Genomic DNA, 21,724 nt, shown 5'->3' on the forward strand with positions numbered 1-21,724 from the left:
GGTGGAGTGGGGCTGCTCTTCGGGCGCGGCCGCGACGGTGGTGACATGCGGGTCGCCCACCTCGGCTGGCTCCGACGCCGGAGGCATTCAGTGCAGTTGACGCTACGACAGCGCCGGTTGGGCCGCAACACCACTCAAGCACCGCTGGATTGAAACTCGAGATGTGGAAAAGAGGTCCGCCGCAGGGACGGTACCCGCCCGCCCGCCCGGGGGTTCGCCCCGGGTGGGCGGGCGCCGCGGTCCTACTGTCCGGCGGGCGCCGAGGTGCTGCGGTACAGGGCCCGCAGCTCCTTCTCCAGGGCCTCGACCTCGTCGAGCCGGGGCCGGCTCTTGGGCGCGAACAGCCCGTCCCGCTCCCAGCGTTCCGGGTCCAGGCTCAGGGCCGAGACGTTGAGCCAGCCCCGCGAGCGGATCTCTTCGAGCCGCTCGGGAAGGGCGTCTTCGAGCGCGAGGTAGAAGATGACGTGGGCCAGCTCCTCGATGCGCTCCAGGCCGTCGCGCACGCTCGCGAGCACCGTACCGAAGGCGGGTATTCCGTCACCCGGCAGGTTCTGCTCGAAGAGCCTGGCGAGGGTGGGCACGTCGTCGTAGTAGTCGATGTAGTCGAACGCGAAGACGCCGCTGTAATTGCGCGACCATGCCTGGAAGAGGTTCATGATGGTGCCCTGGGTGGCCACCGCGTGCGCGCCGAGCGCGCTGAGCGTCGTGCTCGCCGACTCGTCCAGGAAGGTCTTGCCGTAGAACTGCGGGTCGGAGAAGGACCATCCGACGTAGTAGTCCCAGATGGTCTTCAACGACATGATCACGGCATTGTCGTGGAAGGCGTAGGAACCCTGGATGTTGAGGGTGAGCCCCTCGGCGAGCGAGAGGAACCAGCGGTTGGCGTACCGCACGAAGCCCTCGTCGAAGGACTCCTTGACGTCCCGGCCGACCATCTCGGTCACGAAGCTGTTGGCGTAGCCGATCAGGTTCGAGCCGACGGAGTAGTAGGGGTCGGCGAAGACCGCGGCGTCGCCGACGCACGCCCAGCGGTCCTGCGAGAAGATTTGCTGCGAGGAGTGGCTGTAGTTCTTCAGTACGCGGAAGTCGAGGACCGGCAGTTCGCGGATGGCGGGGTCGAAGCCCGGAACGCGCTCGGCGACGAAGTCGATGGCCTTCTCGATCCGGTTGAACTTGGTGACCGGGTGGAGGTCGTCGGACACGACGATGCCGACGCTGGTGTGGTTGGGGGCCAGCGGGATGGCCCAGACCCAGCCGCCCTCGAACATGAAGTGGTTGGTGGACTGCCAGCGCGGTTCGGTGATGCGGTCGTGCCAGCCGGTGTGCTCGGCGCCGACCGCCTGGTCGGTGTCGAGCTTGCCCTCGAGCCGGAACCAGACCGAGTTGTGGGGCTTGGGGTACCGCTTGGTGAGGTCGAGCTTGCGCTGGAGCAGCCGGTGCCGGCCCGTGGCGTCGACGACCCAGCGGCAGGTGACGGCGATCGCCTCCGCGCCGTCCTCGTCGACGGCCTGGTACGTCACCCGGTGCGGGGCGTCCTGCTCGCCGAGCTCGATGTCGAGCACCTTGACGCCCTGCGTCAGCTCGGCCCCGGCAGCGATCGCGACCTCGCGCAGGTGCTCCTCGAAGGAGCCGCGGTTGAGCTGGTAGGACTTCGCCGGGAGGAAGCGGTTGACGCCGAACTCGGCTTCCTCCTGGAGGCCCGAGCCACCGCCGTAGAAGTACCGGAGCCCCAGCTTCTCGAGGTGGTTCTCCTCCAGGTAGTCGTACAGGCCGAGGACGTGGTGGAAGTAGTACGCGCCCACCTCGACCGAGGACTCGCCGACCTTGTGCGCAGACAGCGGGATCGGTGAGCGCTCGCGCTCGCAGACGAGGACGGAGAGCTCGGGCTGCGCGTCCTTGAGCTGCTTGGCCAGGCAGAGCCCGGCCAGGCCGCCGCCCGCGATGACCACGTCGTAGTCGACACCGCCGAACACGGAGTCAGTACCGCTTTGCCTGCTCACTTTGTACCCACCTTGTCGTTCTGTCGGTTCTCGATGTTGAGGGCGAGGCTCCGGACGGTCCGGTCCGTGTAGGGGTCCGAGACGTCGAGCTGGACCCCGATCCGCGTCTCCACCCGGGAGAGCAGGTCCATCACGCTGAGGGAGTCGCCGCCGAGGTCCAGGAAGTCGTCGTCCAGGCCGATCGGCAGGGGAGCGAACAGCTCCTGCCAGATCTCCAGGAGCGCGGCCTCGGCTTCCGTGGTCGGCTCCGGGCCCGTCGCGCCCTGGCCGGCGGCCTGCGCGTACAGGGCCACCAGGGCCTTGTCGTCGATCTTGCCGTGGCGGGTGAGCGGCACGGCGTCGATCGGGATGATCGCCGAGGGGACCATGTACTCCGGCAGGTTCTCCTGCGCGACGGCGGTCAGCCGTTCGACGTCGCGGCCGGTGGCTCCCTGCACGAAGGCGAGCAGGAGCGGCGTCTCGGAGTCGGTGGCGTGGCGCAGTACGTGGACGTGGCCGATCTCGGCGTCCCTCGAGAGGACCCGGGCCACGTGGCCCAGCTCGACCCGGCGGCCCCGGATCTTCACCTGGCCGTCCCGGCGCTCGATGAACTCGAGGTCGCCGTTCGCGTGCTGCCGGACGATGTCGCCGGTGCGGTAGACGCGCTTCCCGGCGGCCGGCGGCGCGTCCGGCGTGAAGAACCGCTCCGCGGTCAGCCGCGGATCGCCCAGGTAGCCCCGGGCCAGGCCCGCCCCGGCCAGGTGGAGCTCTCCGATGCCGTCGGCCGCCACGGGCGCGCCGTCCTCGTCGAGGACGAAGGCCTCGGTGTGGTCGATCGGCTTGCCGATGAGCACGCGCTCGTCGGTGGCCGCGAGACGGTGGACCGTGGAGCAGACCGCGTTCTCGGAGGGGCCGTACTCGTTGTACAGGTCCACCTCCGGGACGCGCAGGAAGTGCTCCCGGGTCAGACCCGAGGTGAACCATTCACCGGCGATCGTGACGCACCGCAGGGACTTCAGCCGGCGGGCTTCCATGCCTTCGAGGAGACGCTTGTACAGCATCGGGGTGATCAGGAAGTGGGTGACGTCCCGGTCCTCCATCAGACCGGTCAGGTAGCGCCGGTCGGTGATGCGGTCCCGGCGCGGGAGGAGCAGACGCGCACCGGAGGTGAGGGCGCAGAAGGTGTCCGCCACGGCGCTGTCGAAGGACGGCCGCGGAATGGCCAGGGTCACGTCGTCCGGACCGAACCCGTAATAGGAGTTGCGCCACGTCAGCGTGTTGACGATCGCGCGGTGTTCGACGGCCACGCCCTTGGGGCGCCCGGTCGATCCCGATGTGTACACCACGTACGCGAGGTCGGAGGAGGTGGCAACCGGATCGGGATCGGAGTCCGGCGTGTCGAGGGCGCCGCCCATGACGTCCAGGATGAAGAGCTCGCCGTCGAAGAACATCGCGCCGGCGGCAGCCGACGACTCGACCACCATGGCCCTGGGTGCCACGTCCTCGACGATCCGCTGGGTCACCGCCGGCGGGTTGTCGGGGTCCAGCGGGACGTAGGCACCGCCGGCCTTGAGGGTGGCCAGCATGGCGATGATCACGTCCGGGGGATTCCGGACGAGGATCGCCACCCGGTCGTCGGGGCGGACTCCGCCGGTGTCCCGCAGATGGTGGGCCAGTCTGTTTGCCCTGCGATTCAACTCGCCGTAACTCAGAAATTCGCCTTCGAATTCCAGGGCAGTATGACCCGAAAATCTTCTGGCGCATTCCTCGAAAAGGAAAGTCAGGGTCTTCGGATCGCGATGGTTCATCAACAAGCGTCCCCTGCCGAATTATTGTTGATTTCTCGATTGACAGAGCCTAGCCCGCACGGATGGAAGCGCCCTCTATTCACACTCGAGTGAAGGGACGCGTGCGGACCGCCGCCCGGACTACGGCCGCGCCGGGTCGGCGACGGGCCAGGTGCGCTCGGCCTGGCCGCGCAGGAGTTCGGCGGTGATGCCGCGTTCGGCGCTGAGCCGGGTGAGGACACCGGCCTGCTGCACCGGTTCGGCCTCGGGGTCGTACTCGGAGCCGGTGAGGTGCTTGAGCCAGGGTTCGAGGCCCATGGCGTAGGCGTAGACGTGGCGGGCGCCCAGCTGCCGGGCGAGCTGGTCGGCCTGGGCGGCGTTGCTGCCCTTCAGCCGGCGCCCGTTGTTGTGCTCGCGGGAGAGCTTGCCTTCCAGCATCGGCCCGTACAGCCAGTTCAGCGGGGCTCCGACGCATTCGAGGCCGATGAAGAGCGCGTCGAGAGGGGTCTCGGTGAGGCCGGGGATGTTGCCGAACAGCGCGGGCTCGAGCGGGGTGATGTCGGTGGCGAAGAGGAACCTGCGGCCGCCGGCCTGGACGAGGGGCACCATCTTGGTGCGGATGTCCAGGTCGGCGTGCTCGCCCACGAAGGGGAGGGCGGTGACCTCGACCCGGTCGGCCACGCGGTGGGTCTCGAGCTCGGCCAGCTCCTGGACGTTGGAGAAGCCGAGGGCCTGGAGCATGGCCTTGAGGCTGGGGTCGCACAGCGATCCGCCGGAGGCCCGGGGCACGAGGATCGTCCCGATGCGCGTGCGGAGCTGGAGCAGCGTCTCGAGCGAGAAGTGGTCGGAGTGGAAGTGGCTGATGACGACGGCGTCGATGTGCCGCGGGAGGTCTTCGAGGGTGTAGTGCTCGTGGCCGTCGCCGGTGTAGCCGATGACCGGGTCGAGGAGGACGGACGTGGAGCCGGTCTCGATCAGCACGGACGCGTGGTTGAGGTAGCGGACCCGGACGTCTCCCGGCGCGGGCGGGGTGTGCTCCGCGGGCGGCGCGTCGTGGAACAGCGCGGTGAAGGCCGGGAGGTCGGCGTCGGCGATCCCGAGGCGCTGTGCGAGCTCCGGTACGTCGACCGGGTCGAGGCGCGCCCCGAAGAGTTCGTTCCACAGCGGGGAGTCGAAGGGCAGCTGGATGTCCAGGCGGTCGGGGCGCGGGAGGACGGGGCTGCTGTACACGAAGGGCTGGGGGCTCGGCGCGGCGGTGAGGGAGACGCACTGGCCTTCGCGCTCGTACGCCGGCGAGTCGTACATCAGCGCTTCGAAGAAGCGGAAGTTGGGCCGGTGGGCGGTGTCGTAGACCAGCTCGACGCGCCCGCGCAGGGAGTCCGGGACCTGGGGGTAGACCGGCTCCATCGGGCCGCCGAGCGCCTGCTCCCGCAGCAGGGTCCGCAGTGCGTCTATGTCGTCGGCGAGCTGAAGCTTGGCCTGGCCGTCCTTGACCATGGCCTCGCGGGCCGCCTGGACCTCGTCGCGGGTGGCGCCGTCGGGGTCGAGGAAGGGCGCGCCGTAGCGGTTGGGGTCGGAGGTGACCGCGTCGTGGAGGTGGGGTGCCTTCAGGTAGCTGTCCACGATCGGCAGCAGGCGTTCCCGCAGGTTGAGCGCGCCGGTGTGGGGCGCCAGGAGGTAGGGCCACGCGTACCAGCGGTGCAGCAGGGGTTGGGCCACCACGGACGGGCGGAGGTAGAGCTTCTGGTGTGCGGGCACGGTGTTTCCCTCACTGTCGATGATGTCGGTGGGTGGGTTCGCGGCGTGCGCGTGCGTTCACACGCCGACGGGAAGGCTCGGGGTGTCCGGCCGGGTCCCGAAGGAGAGGTGGGTGCGGCAGGGTGGGAGCCCAGTCCCTTTGCCTCGTGGATTTCTTCATGTCTATCACGAACGACAGTTCATAAATCCGGCAATTTAGCAGGACGGTTGTCTGATTTCACCCCTTCGACACCTCTCTGAATGCGGACCCCAGGGCGGCTCTAGGAGAACTCCAGGTGGCATGGATTTCATGGATCCGGACGCTTCTCTGGCTTAATTCGGCGGGTCTTGGCGGAGAGCCGGCATTCGTGAATGCATTCAGCGGAGGCTGCCGGAAGCGGTGCCCACCGGGGCCGCGCCGGCCCGGGCGCGACCCGGCCGGAGGCGGTGCTGCCCGCCCGCACCCCGGACTTCGAGTGCGCAACGGACGCAACCTGCACGCCCGTTCGCTCGTCCTGCCCCCCGGGCGGGTTCTGACGGGACCGGCTCCGTCCGCACCGCGCACGCCGAGAGGTCCCCCCATGCCTGTGGTCAGTCCCGATGTCAGCGTCCTGTCCGAGGACTTCGCCGCCGACCCCTACCGCTGGTTCCCGCACCTGAGGGAGCGGGCACCGGTGCACTACGAGCCGGCGATCGACAGCTACTTCCTCTCCCGCCACGAGGACGTGAAGCGGGTGCTGACCGACCACGAGGCGTTCACCACGCGGACGCTGCAGGTGCGCGCGGAGCCGGTGATGCGCGGGCCGGTCCTCGCCCAGATGACCGGGGCCGAGCACACCGCCAAGCGGAAGATCGTCGTACGGGCCTTCACCGGCCAGGCCCTCGAAGAGCACATACGCGCCGTACGCGCCAACGCCGCCGAACTCATGGCGCCCTTCCTGCCGCGCGGCCGGATGGACCTGGTCAACGACTTCGGCAAGCCGCTCGCCGTGCACGTGACGCTGGACGTCCTCGGCCTGGACAGCGGGGACCGGCGACGCGTGGCCGAATGGAACGCCGGGGTCACCGAGTTCATCACCAGCCTCGCCCTCACCCCCGGGCGGCGCCGCCGCTGCCTGGAGTGCGCCGAGCAGCTGGAGGCCCATCTGCGGCCCGTCATCGAGCAGCGGCGCCGCGCCCCCGGCGAGGACCTGATCTCCAAGCTGTGCACCGCCGGGTTCGACGGCATCGCCATGAGCGACCGCGAGGTGACCGCGCTGGTGATCAACGTGCTGGCCGCCGCCACCGAGCCCGCCGACAAGACGCTCGCCCTGCTCTTCAAGCACCTGATCGACCACCCGGAGCAGCTGGCGCAGGTCCGCCGGGACCCGGGCCTGCTGCCCGCCGCGATCGCCGAGACCCTGCGCTACACCCCGCCGGTGCAGCTCATCCCGCGCGAGGCCGAGGAGGACACCGTGTTCGGCGGGGGCACCGTACCGGCGGGGGCCACCGTCTTCTGCATGATCGGCGCGGCCAACCGCGACCCGGGGGCCTTCAGCGACCCGGACACCTTCGACATCCACCGCCCGGACCTGGGCACGGCCCGCTCGTTCACCGCGGCCGCCCAGCACCTGGCCTTCGGCAGCGGACTGCACCAGTGCGTCGGCGCGGCCTTCGCACGCGCCGAGCTCGATACCGTCGCCGGAATGCTCCTGCCCCTGCTCGACCGGGTCCGCTACCGCCCCGGCTTCCGGTACCGGGAATCCGGCCTGTACACCCGGGGCCCCGTCGCCCTGCCGCTGGACTTCACCCCCGCCCGCAAAGGCGGCACCGGCCTCGGCTGACCCGCTTCCCCGGCTCCGCCCGCCGGTATGGTCACGTCCCACCCGTTCGTCAGGCAAAGGCACTTCCATGACATCGACCGACATCACCCGCGCCATCAACGACCTGCTCTTCACGCCGGTCCCCGACCTCGAAGAAGCCCTCGACCGGCACTTCACCCCCGACTACCGCCAGCGCACCAACGGCGTGTGGAGCGACCGGGCCGGCTTCGCCCAGCACATGGCCCGCCTGCGCTCGATGGTCCGCGGCGGCCACATCGAGGTCCACGAGGAGCTGCGCGACGGAGCACGCTACGCGGACCGCCACACCGTCACCGTCCGCCTGGAGAACGGGCGGGTCTCCCGCACCGAGGTCTACCTCTTCGCCCGGATGGCCCCCGACGGCCGCTTCCGGCGCGTCGAGGAGACCACCCTCCTCGTCGACGGCCACCCCGACGACGGGAACCTCGGCACGGTCAGATGAGGCCGGCGGGGTCCGCACGGAGCACCGTCCGGTGCGGGCCCCGCCGCGCCGCGTACGCATTTTCCGAAAACCAGGAGGTGGGGAGCCGCTGTGGCGTCCGTCGGGGAAAGACTGAACAGAGCGCGGGTACGGGCCTTCGTGGGCCGCGACGAGGAACTCGGGCGGTTCGAGGAGGCTTTGGCCGGCGCTCCGCAGGCGCCGTTCGCGTTCTACGTGTACGGGCCGGGCGGCATCGGCAAGTCGACGCTGCTGCGCCGCATGGCGGACCAGGCCCGTGCGGCGGGCCGGCAGCTGGTCGAACTCGACGGCCGGTTCGTCAGCCGGGACCCGGCCGATTTCGAGAGCGCCGCCGGCCCCTTCCTGAACGTCGCGGGCTCGGTCCTCATCGTGGACTCCTTCGAGCACTGCCAGTGGCTGGAAGGCTGGCTGTGGCACCAGTTCCTGCCGCGCGCCGCCGACGACACCCTGGTCGTGCTGGCCGGGCGCCGCCCGCCGCAGCCGCAGTGGGCCGCCGATCCCGCCTGGTCCCGGCTTCTGCACGTGACCGGGCTGGAGCCGTTCTCCGAGGAGCAGGCCCGGCGCCTGCTGGCCGCGGCGGAGATCCGGCCCGAACTGCGGGACCGGGTGCTGCGCTTCGCCGGAGGCAACCCCCTGGCCCTGTCGCTCGCGGCCGCGGCCGGATCCGAGGGCTGCGGCCGGCAGGAGATCTGGGCCCCCTCGGCGGACGTGCTGCGCACCCTGCTGACGGGCCTGATCGGCGAGGTGCCCACGGCGGCGCACCGCCGCGCCCTGGAGCTGGCGGCGCAGGCGCACTCCACGTCCGAGGAACTGCTCGCCGCCGTCCTGCCCGGGGAGGACGCCCACCTGCTCTTCTCCTGGCTGCGGGACCTGCCCTTCATGGAGTCCGCGCTGCGCGGCCTGTATCCGCACGACGCCGCCCGCGAGACGCTCGCCGCCGACCTGCGCTGGCGGGCGCCCAACGCGTTCGAGGCGATGCGCAGGCGCCTGGCGGACGAATACCTGCGCCTGCTGCGCGAGGCACCCGAGGACCGCGTGTGGACGGTCACCGACGAGCTGTTCTTCCTCTTCCGGGAGGGCGAGGCCCTGGCCCGGCTGCGCACCTGGTCCCGCGAGGACGAGGTGCACGACCGGCCCCTGCACCCGGACGACCTCGACGTCGTGCTGCGCATGGCCGAGGAGACCGAAGGGGCCGCCTCGGCGGAGCTGGTCCGGTACTGGGCGCGGCGCCAGCCGCAGGCCTTCAGCGTCTACCGGCTCGTGAGCACCGGCCGGATCGTGGCGTTCACGGCCCGGCTGGCGCTGCCGTCCCCTCCCGACCCCCTGGACCTGGCCACCGACCCGGTCGTGGCCGCCGCGTGGCGGTACGCCGACGCCACCGATCCGGTGGGCGCCGGCGAGCACATCGGCATCAGCCGTTTCTCGGTGTATCCCGAGCGGTACCAGGTCCCGTCGCGCGTCATCGACCTGAGCAGCTCACGGGCCCAGGCCGAGTCGGCCCGGGCCCGCGGCCGCGCGTACGGATTCGCCGTCTACCAGGACGCCGAGACCTGGGCGGAGCGCGTCCGCGGGACCCTCGTCGACACCGGGGAGCGCCCGCGCGTCGGGGCGCACGACTACGGGCTGTTCGCCGTCGACTGGCGCCAGGTGCCCGTGGAGACGTGGCTGCGGCGGTTCATGGCGGCCACCGAGGCGGACGTGCCCGCCCGGTCGGGGCCGTCGCCCGTCTCGCGTACCTCCTTCGACCAGGCGGTACGGGAGGCGCTGGGCCACTGGCGCGACGCGGGGGCCTTCGCCGCCTGCGCCCTGATGCGCGCCCGCCTCGCGGCGGACTTCGACGAGCCCGCCGACGAGTTGCGCGCGTTGCTGCGGCAGGCCGTGGACGACCTCGCCGGTGACCCGCGGGGAGTGCGCGCCCGCGAGGCCGTGACGGCGGGCTACCTCTCCGGTGCGCCGACCCAGGAGGCCGCCGCGCGCCGCCTCGGCCTCCCGTACGGCACCTACCGCCGCCACCTGAGGCAGGGCCTGGACCTGCTCTGCGAGGCCCTGTGGGAGCGGGAGCTGCACGGGCCCCGGTAGCGGGAGCACGCCCCGCGGGGAGGGGGCGCGGTGGGGTGGAGAGTGGGGTGGAGTGGACAGGTGTGGACAGCAGTGGACAGTGCCCGGTCCGTCCGGGTCTGGAAAGTGGACGGCGCCGCGGACGAGGCTGTGGAGCATGAACGCAGCACGCACACGCACCGACCGGGCGGCAGGAGAGGCCTGTGCCACGGCTGCCGCGAAGCCGTACCTGACCGGTCACTACACCCCCGTCGTCGAGGAGGTCACCGCCGCCGCGCTCACCGTGGAGGGTTCCCTGCCCCCGGAGCTGACCGGCCGTCTGATCCGTAACAGTCACAATCCCAAGCCGGGCATCACCCCCGCCCACTGGTTCAAGGGCAGTGGGATGGTGCACGGGATCCGGCTGCGGGAGGGCCGTGCCGAGTGGTACCGCAACCGCTGGGTCCACACCCCCGCCCTGGACGGCGCCCCGTACATGACCGACCGCGGCCCCGACCTGACCGCCAGCACCGCCGGCACCCACGTCATCGAGCACGCGGGCCGTCTGCTGGCCCTCTGCGAGGCGAACCTCCCCTTCGAACTCACCCCCGATCTGGAGACCGTCGGCGCGCACGACTTCGACGGCAAGCTCCGCACCGCCATGACCGCCCACCCCAAGACCGACCCGGTCACCGGCGAGCTGCACTTCTTCGGCTCCTCACCCTTCCCTCCCTTCCTCACCCACCACGTCGCCGACGCCAAGGGCGCGATCGTCCACAGTGCCGAAATCCCGGGAGCCACCGCCGCGCTCAAGCACGACTTCGCGCTCACCCGCCACCACGTGGTCTTCGTCGAAGGCAACGTCACCTTCGACCCGGCCGAGCACTCCGGCATCCCGTACTCCTGGAGTGATGCCCAGCCCGCCCGTATCGGTGTCATGCCGCGCGGCGGCGACGGTGTCCAGGGGGTCCGCTGGCTGTCCATCGAACCCGGCAGCCTGCTGCACGTCGCCAACGCCTACGAGGACGGCCGGGGCCGCATCGTCCTGGAAGGGCCCACCGTCGACCGTGAGGGCTTCCGGCTCTCCTGGAACTGGTGGACCGGCGCACCCGGCCGCGGCACCGAGCCCGCAGCCCGGTCGTACACCCGCCGCTGGGTGGTCGACCTGGCCGCCGGCAGCGTCGACGAGCAGATCATCGACGACCTGCCGGTGGAGTTCCCCACCCTCAACGAGGAGTACCTGGGCGCCGAGAACCGCTACCAGTACGCCGTCTCCTTCCCCGACGAGAAGGGTTTCGGCGGGTACGGAATCGTCAAGTACGACCGCGTCACCGGCGCCCGCCGCATCCACCGGGCCGGTGACGCCCGGCTGCCGAGCGAGGCGGTCTTCGTCCCCGCCGCCCGCGCCACGTGCGAGGACGACGGCTACCTGCTCACCGTGGTCTCCGACCTCAAACAGGACGCCTCGCAACTCCTGGTCCTCGACGCCGCCGGCCTCGACCGGATCGCCACCGTCCACCTGCCCCACCGGGTGCCGGCCGGAATCCACGGGTCCTGGATCCCCGACAGCGCCCTGGGAGCCGCCGCGGGCTGAACCGCGGTCAGTCCGCCCGCCCCTTCCAGCGGGGCTTCCGGGCCAGGGTCACGGCGCGCAGCGCCCACTCCACGGGCCCGTACGGGTGGCGGGCCAGCCACCAGCGGCTGAAGGCCAGCTGTACGGCGAAGAGGGCCAGGGCGGTCAGGGTGACGTACCCGGGGGCGAGCCGGCCGACCAGGGCGGCGCCGTATCCGGTGAACACGAGGGCCAGCACCAGGGACTGGGCCAGGTAGTTGGTCAACGTCATCCGCCCCGCCGGGGCCAGCGCCGCCTCCAGGCGCCGGCCCCGGGGCCCGGCCAGTGTCCGCAGCACCGTGGCGGCGTACGCGGCGGCGAGCAGCGGGGCGGTCAGCACGTCCACGGCCACCGCCACCAGTTGGTACGCCGTACCGGAGTACGCGTGGGTCGAGTGCGCCCAGACCAGGCCGCCGGCCAGGCCGACGGGGAAGCCGACCCACTGCAGGCGGCGCAGGAACCGCTGGTGGCGGGCGGGGTCCGTGAGCACCCCGCGCTTGCCGGCCGCCAGGCCCAGCAGGAAGGCGGCGAACGCGGCCGGTGCCTGGAAGAAGGCCAGGACGAACACCATGTCGGGCAGCTGGCGCAGGTGCGCCCCGATGACGGACGCCGCGTCGCCGCGCAGCGCTTCGGTGGCCCGGCGGCCCTGTTCGGTGACGGCGTCGGTGTCGAGGCCGCCGCCCCCGGTGGCGGTGACCGCCCAGGCCAGCAGCAGGTAGCCGGCGGCGATGACGGCGAGCAGGACCACGGCCGTGCCCACGGCGGTGCGCGGCCGGATCCGGTGTACGGCGAGCAGGACGAGGCCGAGCACGGCGTAGGTGGTGAGGATGTCGCCGGGGAAGAGCAGGACCGCGTGGCCGGCGCCGAGGACGAACAGGCCCGCGCAGCGCCGCAGGAAGCGGGGCAGGAAGGCGGCGCCGTCGCGGTCCGCGGAGGCCAGCTGGAGCGTGAAGCTGTAGCCGAAGAGGAAGGAGAAGAGCAGGTAGAACTTGGTCTCGAGGAAGACCAGGGTGAGCAGGCGGACGGCGGTGTCGGTCGCGGAGCGGAAGGCCGGTTCGTCCACACCGGTGCCCTGGTAGGCCGAGGCCATGAAGGTGATGTTGACCAGGAGGATGCCCCAGAGGGCGAAGCCGCGCAGGGCGTCGATGTGGGAGAGGCGCCGGGGTGCGGCCGCCCCCGCCGGTAACCCGGCCGTCGGTCCTGCGGTGGGTCCTTGCGTGGGTCGGGTGGTCATCGGTTCGCCCCTTCGGCGTCGACGGAACAGAAACTATCGATCTGAAAACGCTCGTTTCTGATTCGACCGTACTATGCTCATCCGCAGAGCGCGAGGAGCAATCGTGGACAGAGCCATGACGGACGGTCCGGCCGGGGCGGAGCCCGCATCTGCCCAGCCCGGGATCGGGACCCGGACCCTGGTGTTCGGCCTGGTCCGCGAGGACGGCTCGGTCGACTGCGGCGGGCTGTACGCCGTCGCCGGGGCACTCGGCATGACGGACCAGCAGGTCAGGCTGTGCGTCAAACGGCTGGTCGCCGAGGGCCGGTTCACCCAGGAGGGCCGCGGCCGCAAGGCCCGGCTGCACGCCACCGCGGACCCCACCGGCTCCATCGCGCCGGACGCGGAGTACGTACGCCACGCCTACCGCCAGGACCGCGGCCTCGCCCCCTGGGACGGGACCTGGCACCTGTTCGCCTTCGCCATCCCCGAGACCGCCCGGCAGGCCCGCGACGCCCTGCGCGACGCCCTGCTCCACCTCGGCGCGGCGCCCCTGCAGGGCGGGCTCTACGTCAGCGCCAACGCGATCGGCGACATCGTCGAGGCGCACGCCCGGCACCTCGGCGTCCTGCCCTCGCTCACCCGGCTGACCAGCCGGGACCTACGGGTCGGCGAGGAGAGCGAACCGGCCCGGCTGGCCGCCCTGCTCTGGCCTCTCCGGCAGATCGCCGAGCGCCACGAGGCACTCGCCGCGCTCGCCGCGGCCCGCCTCGACAGACTGGCCGGCCCGGACCTGCCCACCGGGACCGAGCGGCTGACGTACGCCGTCGAGCTGGCCTCGGCCTTCACCACCGCCATGGAACCCGACCCGCTGCTGCCCCCCGAGCTGCTCCCGCAGCCCTGGCCCGGCGCCCGTGCCCGCGCCGAGGCGGCACGCTGCTGGGAGGCCCTGGCCGCGGCGGACGACGACGAAGGCCCCGACCGGCTGCGCCTGTTCCGCCTCTACGACCTCGGCTGACCGCCGCCCGCTCCGGTGATCCGCCGTGCGCGCTCGATCCGCCGGCGGGCCTCCCCCAGCAGTTCCGACGCGTCGGGCGCGGCCGCGTCGGCGCCGGGCGGCATCCGGTCGGCCAGGGCCGCGCCCAGCGCCTCGGCGAGCTCCAGGATGTCGGCGAGTGCGCTCTTGGTGGTGCGCAGCCTGGCGACCTGGGCGCCCAGTTGGCGGCGTGCGGCGATCAGGCCCTCGTACTCGCGCTCCGTCACGGCGACCATCGGACGACCGTCGACCTGCACGGCGCGCGGAACCGGTCCACCGGCCACGACTCCCTCCCGGCCGAGACCGTCGCCGGGATGTCGAAGCCGGTCGCGATGAAGGCCAAGGAGGCCGTGGACCGGGCCTTCGAGACCACCCTCACCAAGGGCGTCCGCTTCGAACGGCGGCTGTTCCAGGCCGTGTTCGCGACCGCTGACCAGAAGGAGGGCATGACCGCCTTCGTGGACAAGCGCCCGGCGCACTTCACCCGCGGCTGAGGTCCGGGGCCGGTGCCGGGTGCCGGGTGCCGGTGTGAACGGGTGCAGGGCCCTCCCCGGCGGGGAGGGCCCCGCACCCCACCGGATCAGGCGCCCCAGCACAGGGCGATGGTGTCGCCCACGTTGATCACCTTGTCGCGGGCGGCACCCGCGAAGGCGGAGCCGTCGACGCTGACCTTCCAGGTGTTCGAGCCGCTGTTGGCCTTGCCGTTGACGGCGGTGACGGTGCCGGTTCCCGAGGAGGGGGTCACGCTCGTGACGCAGCCGGCCGGGGTGGCCCCGCCGGCCGCCGCGTTCAGGACGTCGCCGAGCGTGGTCGTCGTACCGGTCGGGGTGAAGGCGACGGAGCAGACCTTCAGGCCGCCGGCGCCGTCGTCGACGGTGAGGGCCAGCTTGGTGGCGGTGCCGGCGGTGAAGGATCCCGCGGAGACCCACTTCGGGGCGCCCGGGGTGACCGGGACGGGCGGGGCCGCCGTGAACCCGCCGCCGGCCACGGCGCGCAGGGCGTCGATGGAGGCGTACGCGGTCGGGGTGGTGTCGGCCGGCTTGTACTTGAAGCCGCCCGCCGGGTTGAACTGGTTGGCGATCAGGAAGTCGACCGGGGTCTTGCCGGAGGGGGTCAGGAAGTCGCCGGTCTGCGGGTTGATGCCGCAGGCGTTGAGCCCGGCGACGCCCCAGCCGTTGGAGCTGGTGTTGACGCCGTAGAGGGAGTTGAAGGCGCCGGTGGTGGCGAGCCTGCCCTTGAGGAAGTTCTTGCCCTGGACCACGTCGGCATCGGTGTTGGGGACGCCCGAGACGCAGAGGGCGGCCATCGCCGCGCCGGTCATGTCGACGTCGCCCTGGGCGGCCAGCGCGGTGGGGTTGCCCTCGGCCTTGCTGAAGGCCCAGCCCCCGTCGTTGTGCTGGTTGGCCCGGATCCGGGCGACCATCGCGTCGGTCAGCGCCTGCGGGATCCGCGTGCCGCCGGCCTGCGTCTTGGCGCCGCCGAGCGAAAGAGCCGCGAAGACGGTGCCGTTGAGGTTGCCGGACGGGCCGAAGTAGCCCGCCTCGGCGGTCTGCCAGTACGAGTAGACGTTGGCTATGAGGTTCCTCGAGTCCGAGACGCGCGCCGGGTCGATGCCCGCCGCGTACGCGTTCAGCGTGCCGCGCTCGTAGTCGGTGACCACCGGGGTGGCGGACGGCCGGCCGGACGTCGAGAGCAGGTTGCGGTAGACGGACCGGGCGTTCTTCGTCGTGTCACCGCCCGGGGCCACGTCGACGACGGCCGTACCGGCCGCGGCGAAGGCGCTGAACGCCCACTCGTTGGACAGCCCGGCACCGGCGTACGAACCGTCAGCCGCCTGAAGGGACTTCAGGTAGGCGACGCCGTTGGTCTTGGACGTGGCGATCTGCGCGGGCGTCGAGGTCGCGGACGCGGGCAGCGCGGTGAGCGCGAAGGCGCCGAGCGCCGCGGGCACGGCGAGCGCGAGGCGGCGGGAGGTACGAGGACGGGACATGGCCTGCTCCTGGAATCGGCGGACGCCGGCCGGGCCTTGGCGCCGCCGGGCCTGTTCGGACGCGGGCGGGCATGGCTGAGGCCGCCGTCCGGAACGCGTGGTACGGCTTCTCTGTGTGCGTTGCCGTACGGGCATTCGGGCTCGGGAACGGCCCCAGCCGTCCCACACCGCTGCGATCCGCAGAAGCTCTCCGCCGCGGAGGCCCGGCAGCTGGTCGGCCTGGTCCCCCAGACCCCCACCGACCTCCTCTACCTCGAATCGGTCACGCAGGAACTCGACCGGGCGGACGTGGAGTCGGGGGTCGCCCCGGACGGGATACGGGCCCGCGCCATCCTGGACCGGCTGGCGCCCGGCATCCCCGGGACCACGCACCCCCGCGACCTGTCCGAGGGGCAGAAGCTCGCCCTGGTCCTCGCGATCCAGCTGACCGCGGCGCCCCGGGTCCTGCTGCTGGACGATCCCACCCGCGGGCTGGACTACCGCGCCAAGAGCGAGCTGATCCGCATCGTCGACGACCTGGCCGCGGAGGGGCGCGCCATCGTGATCTCCACCCACGACGTGGAGTTCGTCGCCCGGGCAGCCGACCGCGTGGTGGTCATGGCCGAGGGGGACGTCGTCGCCGACGGCCCCACCACCGAGGTCATCGTCGCCTCCCCCGTCTTCGCCCCCCAGACCGCGAAGATCCTGGCCCCGCTGCCGTTCCTGACCGTGGACCAGCTGGCCCGCGTACTGCCCGCCGACGGAACGGACCCGCACGCGTGAGCACCTACACCGCGGCCATCCGCATCCGCGCCCGCGCCGGGATCGTCATCGCGATGGCGGCCTTCCTCGGAGTCGTCGCGTTCTTCTGGCCGTTCCTCGTCGCGCCGGGGAAGTTCGGCTCGAACTACGCCCCGCCGCTGATCTTCGGCGTGCTGCTCGTCATCGTGCTCTGCGTGGTGATCTCCGAGATCGCCGAGGGCGGGATCAACTCCAAGGCCCTGGCCATGCTGGGGGTGCTGTCCGCCGTCAACGCGGCGATCCGCCCGCTCGGCGCGGGCACCGCCGGGATCGAGACGGTCTTCTTCATCCTGGTCCTGGCCGGGCGGGTCTACGGCCCGGGGTTCGGCTTCACCCTCGGCTGCACCTCGCTGTTCGCCTCCGCGCTCATCACGGGCGGCGTCGGGCCGTGGATGCCCTACCAGATGTTCGGCTGCGCCTTCGTCGGCATGCTCGCCGGGTTCCTCCCGAGGGCGACCGGCCGCCGCGAGGTCGCGATGCTGGCCGCCTACGGCTCGCTCTCCGGCTACCTCTTCGGCTTCCTGCTCAACCTGTCCTTCTGGCCGTTCTCCCTGGACCCGAACAGTTCCATCGCCTACCTGCCCGGTCTGCCCTTCAGCGAGCAGTTCCAGCGCTACCTCGCCTTCGACCTGGCCACCTCGCTGGGCTGGGACACGGGCCGGGCGGTCACCAACCTGATCTGCATCACGCTGGCCGGACCGGCCGTCCTCACCGTCTTCGGGCGGGCGGCCCGCAAGGCCCGCTTCCAGGCACCGGTCCGCTTCGCCCCGGAGCAGCCGGGCTGAGGCGGCCCCGCCGATGGGGCGGACCGGCTACTGCCAGTCGTCCCACGGCGGGTCCATCTCGTCCAGGTCGAAGGGCGGCTCCTCGTCGTCCGGGGCCGCCGCCGCGGGCGCCGGTGACGGCGCCGGGACGGACTCCGCCGCGGGCGCGCCCGCCGGCTCCGGGACCGCGGCGTGGGCCTCGGCAAGGGTGTCGAGGACGCCCTCGCCGTACTTGGCGAGCTTGGCCTCACCCACTCCGCCGATCGTGCCCAGCTCCTCCACGGTGCCGGGCAGCCGCGTCGCGACCTCCCGCAGCGTCGCGTCGTGGAAGACCACGTAGGCGGGCACGCCCTGCTCGCGCGCGGTCGCGGCCCTCCAGGCGCGCAGCGCCTCGAAGACCGGTACGGCCGCCGCCGGCAGGTCGGCCGGGACGCGCGAGCCCTTGCCCTTGCCCGACGCGGAGTCCTTGCGGGCCGGGGCGGCGACCGCCTTCTCCTTCCGCATCGAGACGCTGCGGCGTCCTCCCAGCACCTCGCCGCTGTCGTCGGTCAGCACCAGCGTCCCGTAGTCGCCCTCCACCGCCAGCAGCCGCAGCGCGAGCAGCTGGCGCACGACGCTCCGCCACTCCGCGGTGCCCAGGTCCGCACCGACGCCGAACACCGACAGGGCGTCGTGGTCGAACTGGATGACCTTCGCGGTCTTCTTGCCCTGCAGGATGTCGATGATCTGGCCGGCACCGAACTTCTGGCGTCGTTCCTTCGCCAGCCGCCACACCGTGGACAGCAGCTTCTGCGCGGCCACCGTCCCGTCCCAGGACTCGGCCGGCGTCAGGCACGTGTCGCAGTTGCCGCACGGCTCGCCGGACTGCCCGAAGTACTCCAGCAGCCGGGTCCGGCGGCAGTCGACCGTCTCGCACAGCGCGAGCATCGCGTCCAGGTGCATGCCCAGCGAGCGGCGGTGCGCGTCGTCGCCCTCGGAGCCGTCGATGAGCTTGCGCTGCTGCACCACGTCCTGAAGGCCGTACGCCAGCCATGCCGTGGCCGGTTCGCCGTCGCGCCCGGCGCGGCCGGTCTCCTGGTAGTAGCCCTCGACCGACTTGGGCAGGTCCATGTGCGCGACGAAACGCACGTCCGGCTTGTCGATGCCCATGCCGAAGGCGATCGTGGCCACCACCACGACCCCGTCCTCCCGCAGGAAGCGCGCCTGGTTCGCGGCGCGGGTGCGGGCGTCCATGCCGGCGTGGTACGCCACGGCGTCGATGCCGTTCTCCACCAGGGAGGCCGCGGTCTTCTCCACCGAGGCCCGCGAGAGGCAGTAGACGACTCCCGCGTCGCCCTCGTGCTCGGTGCGGATCAGCTCCAGCAGCTGCTTGAGCGGGTTGTTCTTCCCGACGATGCGGTACTGGATGTTCGGCCGGTCGAAGCTGGCGACGAAGTGCCGGGCGTCCTCCAGGCCGAGCCGCGCCACGATCTCGGCGTGGGTGGCCTCGGTGGCCGTGGCGGTCAGCGCGATCCGCGGTACCTTCGGCCACCGCTCGTGCAGCATCGACAGCGCCAGGTAGTCCGGCCGGAAGTCGTGGCCCCACTGGGCGACGCAGTGCGCCTCGTCGATCGCGAAGAGCGACACCCTGCCCCGGTCGAGCAGCCGCTGCGTGCCCTCGCCGCGCAGCCGCTCGGGGGCCAGGTAGAGCAGGTCCAGCTCGTCCGCGAGGAAGGCCTGCTCGACGGCCTGCCGTTCGTACGGGTCCTGCGTGGAGTTGAGGAATCCGGCCCGGACCCCGAGGGCGGTGAGCGCGTTCACCTGGTCCTGCATCAGCGCGATCAGCGGGGAGATCACGACGCCGGTGCCTTCTCTGACGAGCGCCGGGATCTGGTAGCACAGCGACTTGCCGCCGCCGGTCGGCATCAGCACGAGGGCGTCACCGCCACCGACGACCTGCTCGATGATCTCCTGCTGCTCACCGCGGAAGGAGCTGTAACCGAAGACGCGGTGCAGTACCTGCAGCGCGTCGGTGGTCTCGGGGGACGCGTCCGGAAGGGCCATCCACGAAGCCTAACGGCTCCCGCCGACAGCCCCGGTCCGTCGGCCGGGGCCTGTGGACGAGCGCCTGTCAAGTGACGAACAGCCGGGGCTACGACCCCGTCCCCGCGCCCGGCACGGTGGAAGCCGATCGTCCCGCGCCACGCCGGGACGGACCCGCCACCCGGAAGGGAGTGCCCCGATGGACCGTCGCGCAGGGGTCTTCGTGACCCGTCGCCCCCGGCTCGTCCTCCTGGCCGCGCTCGCGTTCCTCGTGCTGTCCGTCGTGTTCGGCCTGGAGGCGACCGGCCGGCTCAAGAGCCAGGGGTACGACGATCCGCGCTCCGAGTCCAGCCGCGCCGCCCAGCTGGCGGCCGAGCACCTGGGGGCGGCGCCCAACCTGGTCCTCGTCGCTCAGGCCCGCGGCGGATCCGTCGACGACCCGGCGGCCCGGAGCGAGGGCGAGGCACTGACCAGGCGCCTGACCGCCCGGGCCGGGGTGAGCGCCGTGAGCTCGTACTGGACCGGCCGCGCGGCGGAGCTGCGCAGCCGGGACGGCGGGGCGGCCATGCTGCTCGCGCACGTCGACGGGGAGGGGGAACGGCTCTCGGAACGGATCAGGCAGCTGCGCGAGGAGCTGACCACCCCGGCCGACGCCGGCTCCCAGGCGCCCCTGACGGTGCGGGTGGGCGGGTCGGCGCTCGTCGACGCCGAGCTCCAGGACATCGCCGAGTCCGACCTGAAGCGGGCCGAGGCCGTCGTCCTGCCCGGAACCCTGATCCTGCTGGTCCTGGTCTTCGGCAGTGTGGTGGCCGCCGCGCTGCCCCTGCTGATCGGTGTGCTGTCCATCGCCGGGACACTGCTGGTGCTGAGCGTTCTCGGCGCCGTCACGGACGTGTCCGTGTTCGCACTGAACCTCACCACGGCGCTCGGCCTCGGGCTGGGCATCGACTACGGGCTGCTGGTCGTCTCGCGGTTCCGCGAAGAGCTCGCCGCCGGATACCGGCCGCGCAACGCGGCGATCCGGACCGTCCGCACGGCCGGCCACACCATCGGCTTCAGTGCCGCCACGGTCTCGGCCGCGCTCGCGACGCTGCTGGTGTTCCCGCCGTACTTCCTGCGCTCCTTCGCCTATGCGGGCATCGCCGTGGTGGCCATCGCCGCGGTCAGCGCCGTGACCGTGCTGCCCGCCCTGCTCACACTGCTGGGCCCCCGGGTGAACGCCTGGGCCGTGCCGTGGCGCCGCCGGGCCCGCGACGGCTCGGGGTCCCGCTTCTGGGAGGGGCTGGCGCGGATCGTCGTACGCCGCCCGCTGATCGCGGCGCTGCCGGTGGTAGGCCTGCTGGTGGTGCTCGCCGCGCCGTTCGCCCACGCCGGTTTCGCCACGCCCGACGACCGGGCGCTGCCGGTGAGCGCGTCCAGCCGGCAGACCGGGGACCTGGTGCGCGCCGAGTTCGACATGACGGGCTCCAGCGCCCTCACGGTCCTGATGACGGGCGAGGCCTCCCCGTCGGCTCGGGAGGAGTACGCCCGCCGGCTGTCCGCGCTCCCGCACGTCGCACAGGTCTCGCCGGTCACCGCGCCGGCCGGCGGCGGCCCCGCCCGGCTCTCCGTGGTGCCGCGGGCCGACCCCCAGTCGAGCGCCGCGCAGCGGCTGGTGCGCGATATCCGCGGGACTCCCGCCCCCGAGGGCACCGAGGTGCTGGTCGGCGGGCCCAGTGCGGTGCTGGTCGACGCGAAGGCGACGGTCGGCGACCGGCTTCCGCTGGCCCTGTCCGTGATCACCGTCACCACGTTCCTGCTGCTCCTCGGCTTCACGCGCAGTCTGCTGCTGCCGCTGAAGGCCATCGTGCTGAACGCGCTGAGCCTCGCGGCCGTCCTCGGCGCGATGGTCTGGATCTTCCAGTCGGGCCATCTGAGCCACCTGCTCGACTTCACGCCCGGACCGCTCAGCACGACCATGCCGGTGCTGCTGTTCTGCATCGTCTTCGGGCTGTCGGTGGACTACGAGGTGTTCGTCCTCGCACGCATCAAGGAGGCGCACGACGCCGGGCAGGACAACGCCTCCTCGATCGTCTCGGGCATCGCCCACACGGGCGGGATCGTCACGACCGCCGGCGCCCTGCTCGCGTTCACCCTGCTGAGCTTCGGCACCTCCCAGGTCTCCCTGCTGCAGTTCTTCGGGATCGGGGCGGGCCTCGGCGTGCTCCTCGACGCCACGCTCGTGCGGGGCGTCCTCGTACCCGCGCTCATGCGCCTGGCCGGTGACCTGAACTGGTGGGCGCCGCGGCTGCTGCGGCCCAAGGAGCCCCTCGCGCCCCGTCCTCCCCCCGGCGTCCAGGGGAGGTGTCCCCCGGCCCGAGGCCGGACCCCGGTCCACACGCCCCTCTGCGCGCACGTCCCGCCGCGCCGCTGCGCCCCCGCGCGCCGCTGACCGCCGGCAGCCCGCTCGCCCCCACCCCTGGAATC

At 72.2% G+C, this 21,724-nt stretch carries 14 protein-coding genes and 2 pseudogenes; 9 read left to right on the forward strand and 7 right to left on the reverse strand.

Annotated elements, in window-relative coordinates; translation table 11 throughout:
• Positions 1 to 242: 242 nt before the first annotated feature.
• The 3 genes from ACTVZO_RS06175 to ACTVZO_RS06185 form a co-directional block, all read right to left on the reverse strand.
• Positions 243 to 2,000, reverse strand: a complete 1,758-nt coding sequence (locus tag ACTVZO_RS06175) for an NAD(P)/FAD-dependent oxidoreductase (RefSeq protein ID WP_443297408.1) — start codon at positions 1,998 to 2,000, stop codon at positions 243 to 245.
• A complete protein-coding gene (locus tag ACTVZO_RS06180; protein ID WP_443297409.1) occupies positions 1,997 to 3,787 on the reverse strand; it encodes an amino acid adenylation domain-containing protein in 1,791 nt (596 codons plus the stop codon). The genes ACTVZO_RS06175 and ACTVZO_RS06180 overlap by 4 nt, the downstream gene beginning before the upstream one ends.
• 120 nt (positions 3,788 to 3,907) lie before the next feature.
• Entirely contained in the window at positions 3,908 to 5,524 is a 1,617-nt protein-coding gene (locus ACTVZO_RS06185; protein ID WP_443297410.1) for an MBL fold metallo-hydrolase, read from the reverse strand.
• Between the two features lie 560 nt (positions 5,525 to 6,084).
• On the opposite strand from ACTVZO_RS06185, the gene ACTVZO_RS06190 reads away from it, so the two are divergent.
• The 4 genes from ACTVZO_RS06190 to ACTVZO_RS06205 all read left to right on the forward strand — a co-directional run bounded on the left by ACTVZO_RS06190 (position 6,085) and on the right by ACTVZO_RS06205 (position 11,435).
• Positions 6,085 to 7,326, forward strand: a complete 1,242-nt coding sequence (locus tag ACTVZO_RS06190) for a cytochrome P450, cyclodipeptide synthase-associated (protein ID WP_443297411.1) — start codon at positions 6,085 to 6,087, stop codon at positions 7,324 to 7,326.
• A 67-nt stretch (positions 7,327 to 7,393) separates the two neighbouring features.
• Positions 7,394 to 7,786 carry a nuclear transport factor 2 family protein gene (locus ACTVZO_RS06195; RefSeq protein WP_443297412.1) on the forward strand — a complete coding sequence of 131 codons (393 nt, stop codon included), beginning with the start codon at positions 7,394 to 7,396 and terminating at the stop codon, positions 7,784 to 7,786.
• Between the two features lie 90 nt (positions 7,787 to 7,876).
• Positions 7,877 to 9,883 carry an AAA family ATPase gene (locus ACTVZO_RS06200; RefSeq protein ID WP_443297413.1) on the forward strand — a complete coding sequence of 669 codons (2,007 nt, stop codon included), beginning with the start codon at positions 7,877 to 7,879 and terminating at the stop codon, positions 9,881 to 9,883.
• A 136-nt stretch (positions 9,884 to 10,019) separates the two neighbouring features.
• Positions 10,020 to 11,435, forward strand: coding sequence for a carotenoid oxygenase family protein (locus ACTVZO_RS06205; protein ID WP_443297414.1), 1,416 nt, complete (start codon positions 10,020 to 10,022; stop codon positions 11,433 to 11,435).
• Between the two features lie 7 nt (positions 11,436 to 11,442).
• Here the strand turns inward: ACTVZO_RS06205 and ACTVZO_RS06210 are convergent, their stop codons facing one another.
• Positions 11,443 to 12,687: a DUF418 domain-containing protein gene (locus ACTVZO_RS06210; protein WP_443297415.1), complete on the reverse strand. Its 1,245-nt coding sequence runs from the start codon at positions 12,685 to 12,687 to the stop codon at positions 11,443 to 11,445.
• Between the two features lie 115 nt (positions 12,688 to 12,802).
• Between ACTVZO_RS06210 and ACTVZO_RS06215 the strand changes: the two genes are divergently transcribed.
• A complete protein-coding gene (locus tag ACTVZO_RS06215) occupies positions 12,803 to 13,684 on the forward strand; it encodes a PaaX family transcriptional regulator C-terminal domain-containing protein (protein ID WP_443303055.1) in 882 nt (293 codons plus the stop codon).
• Here the strand turns inward: ACTVZO_RS06215 and ACTVZO_RS06220 are convergent.
• Complete coding sequence (locus ACTVZO_RS06220; RefSeq protein WP_443303427.1) at positions 13,669 to 13,986, reverse strand: hypothetical protein; 318 nt, start codon at positions 13,984 to 13,986, stop codon at positions 13,669 to 13,671. The genes ACTVZO_RS06215 and ACTVZO_RS06220 overlap by 16 nt on opposite strands.
• A 12-nt stretch (positions 13,987 to 13,998) precedes the next feature.
• On the opposite strand from ACTVZO_RS06220, the pseudogene ACTVZO_RS06225 reads away from it, so the two are divergent.
• Positions 13,999 to 14,196, forward strand: a pseudogene (locus ACTVZO_RS06225) (enoyl-CoA hydratase-related protein); the annotation flags it as partial.
• 86 nt (positions 14,197 to 14,282) lie between these two features.
• On the opposite strand, the gene ACTVZO_RS06230 reads toward ACTVZO_RS06225, so the two are convergent.
• The gene (locus ACTVZO_RS06230) at positions 14,283 to 15,692 is read right to left on the reverse strand and encodes a hypothetical protein (protein WP_443297416.1); all 1,410 of its coding nucleotides are present in this window, start codon (positions 15,690 to 15,692) and stop codon (positions 14,283 to 14,285) included.
• A gap of 24 nt (positions 15,693 to 15,716) precedes the next feature.
• On the opposite strand from ACTVZO_RS06230, the pseudogene ACTVZO_RS06235 reads away from it, so the two are divergent.
• A pseudogene (locus ACTVZO_RS06235) lies at positions 15,717 to 16,454 on the forward strand (AAA family ATPase); the annotation flags it as partial.
• Positions 16,451 to 17,257: an ECF transporter S component gene (locus ACTVZO_RS06240; RefSeq protein ID WP_443297417.1), complete on the forward strand. Its 807-nt coding sequence runs from the start codon at positions 16,451 to 16,453 to the stop codon at positions 17,255 to 17,257. The pseudogene ACTVZO_RS06235 and the gene ACTVZO_RS06240, both read left to right, overlap by 4 nt.
• Positions 17,258 to 17,284: 27 nt before the next feature.
• On the opposite strand, the gene recQ is transcribed toward ACTVZO_RS06240, so the two are convergent.
• The gene (gene recQ / locus ACTVZO_RS06245; protein ID WP_443297418.1) at positions 17,285 to 19,279 is read right to left on the reverse strand and encodes a DNA helicase RecQ; all 1,995 of its coding nucleotides are present in this window, start codon (positions 19,277 to 19,279) and stop codon (positions 17,285 to 17,287) included.
• A gap of 178 nt (positions 19,280 to 19,457) precedes the next feature.
• Here recQ and ACTVZO_RS06250 point away from each other — a divergent pair, with 178 nt between their 5' ends.
• Positions 19,458 to 21,689, forward strand: coding sequence for an MMPL family transporter (locus tag ACTVZO_RS06250; RefSeq protein WP_443297419.1), 2,232 nt, complete (start codon positions 19,458 to 19,460; stop codon positions 21,687 to 21,689).
• The last annotated feature ends 35 nt before the right edge of the window (positions 21,690 to 21,724 follow it).

This window comes from Streptomyces sp. IBSNAI002 (genome assembly GCF_052244475.1).
Classification (GTDB): Bacteria; Actinomycetota; Actinomycetes; order Streptomycetales; family Streptomycetaceae; genus Streptomyces.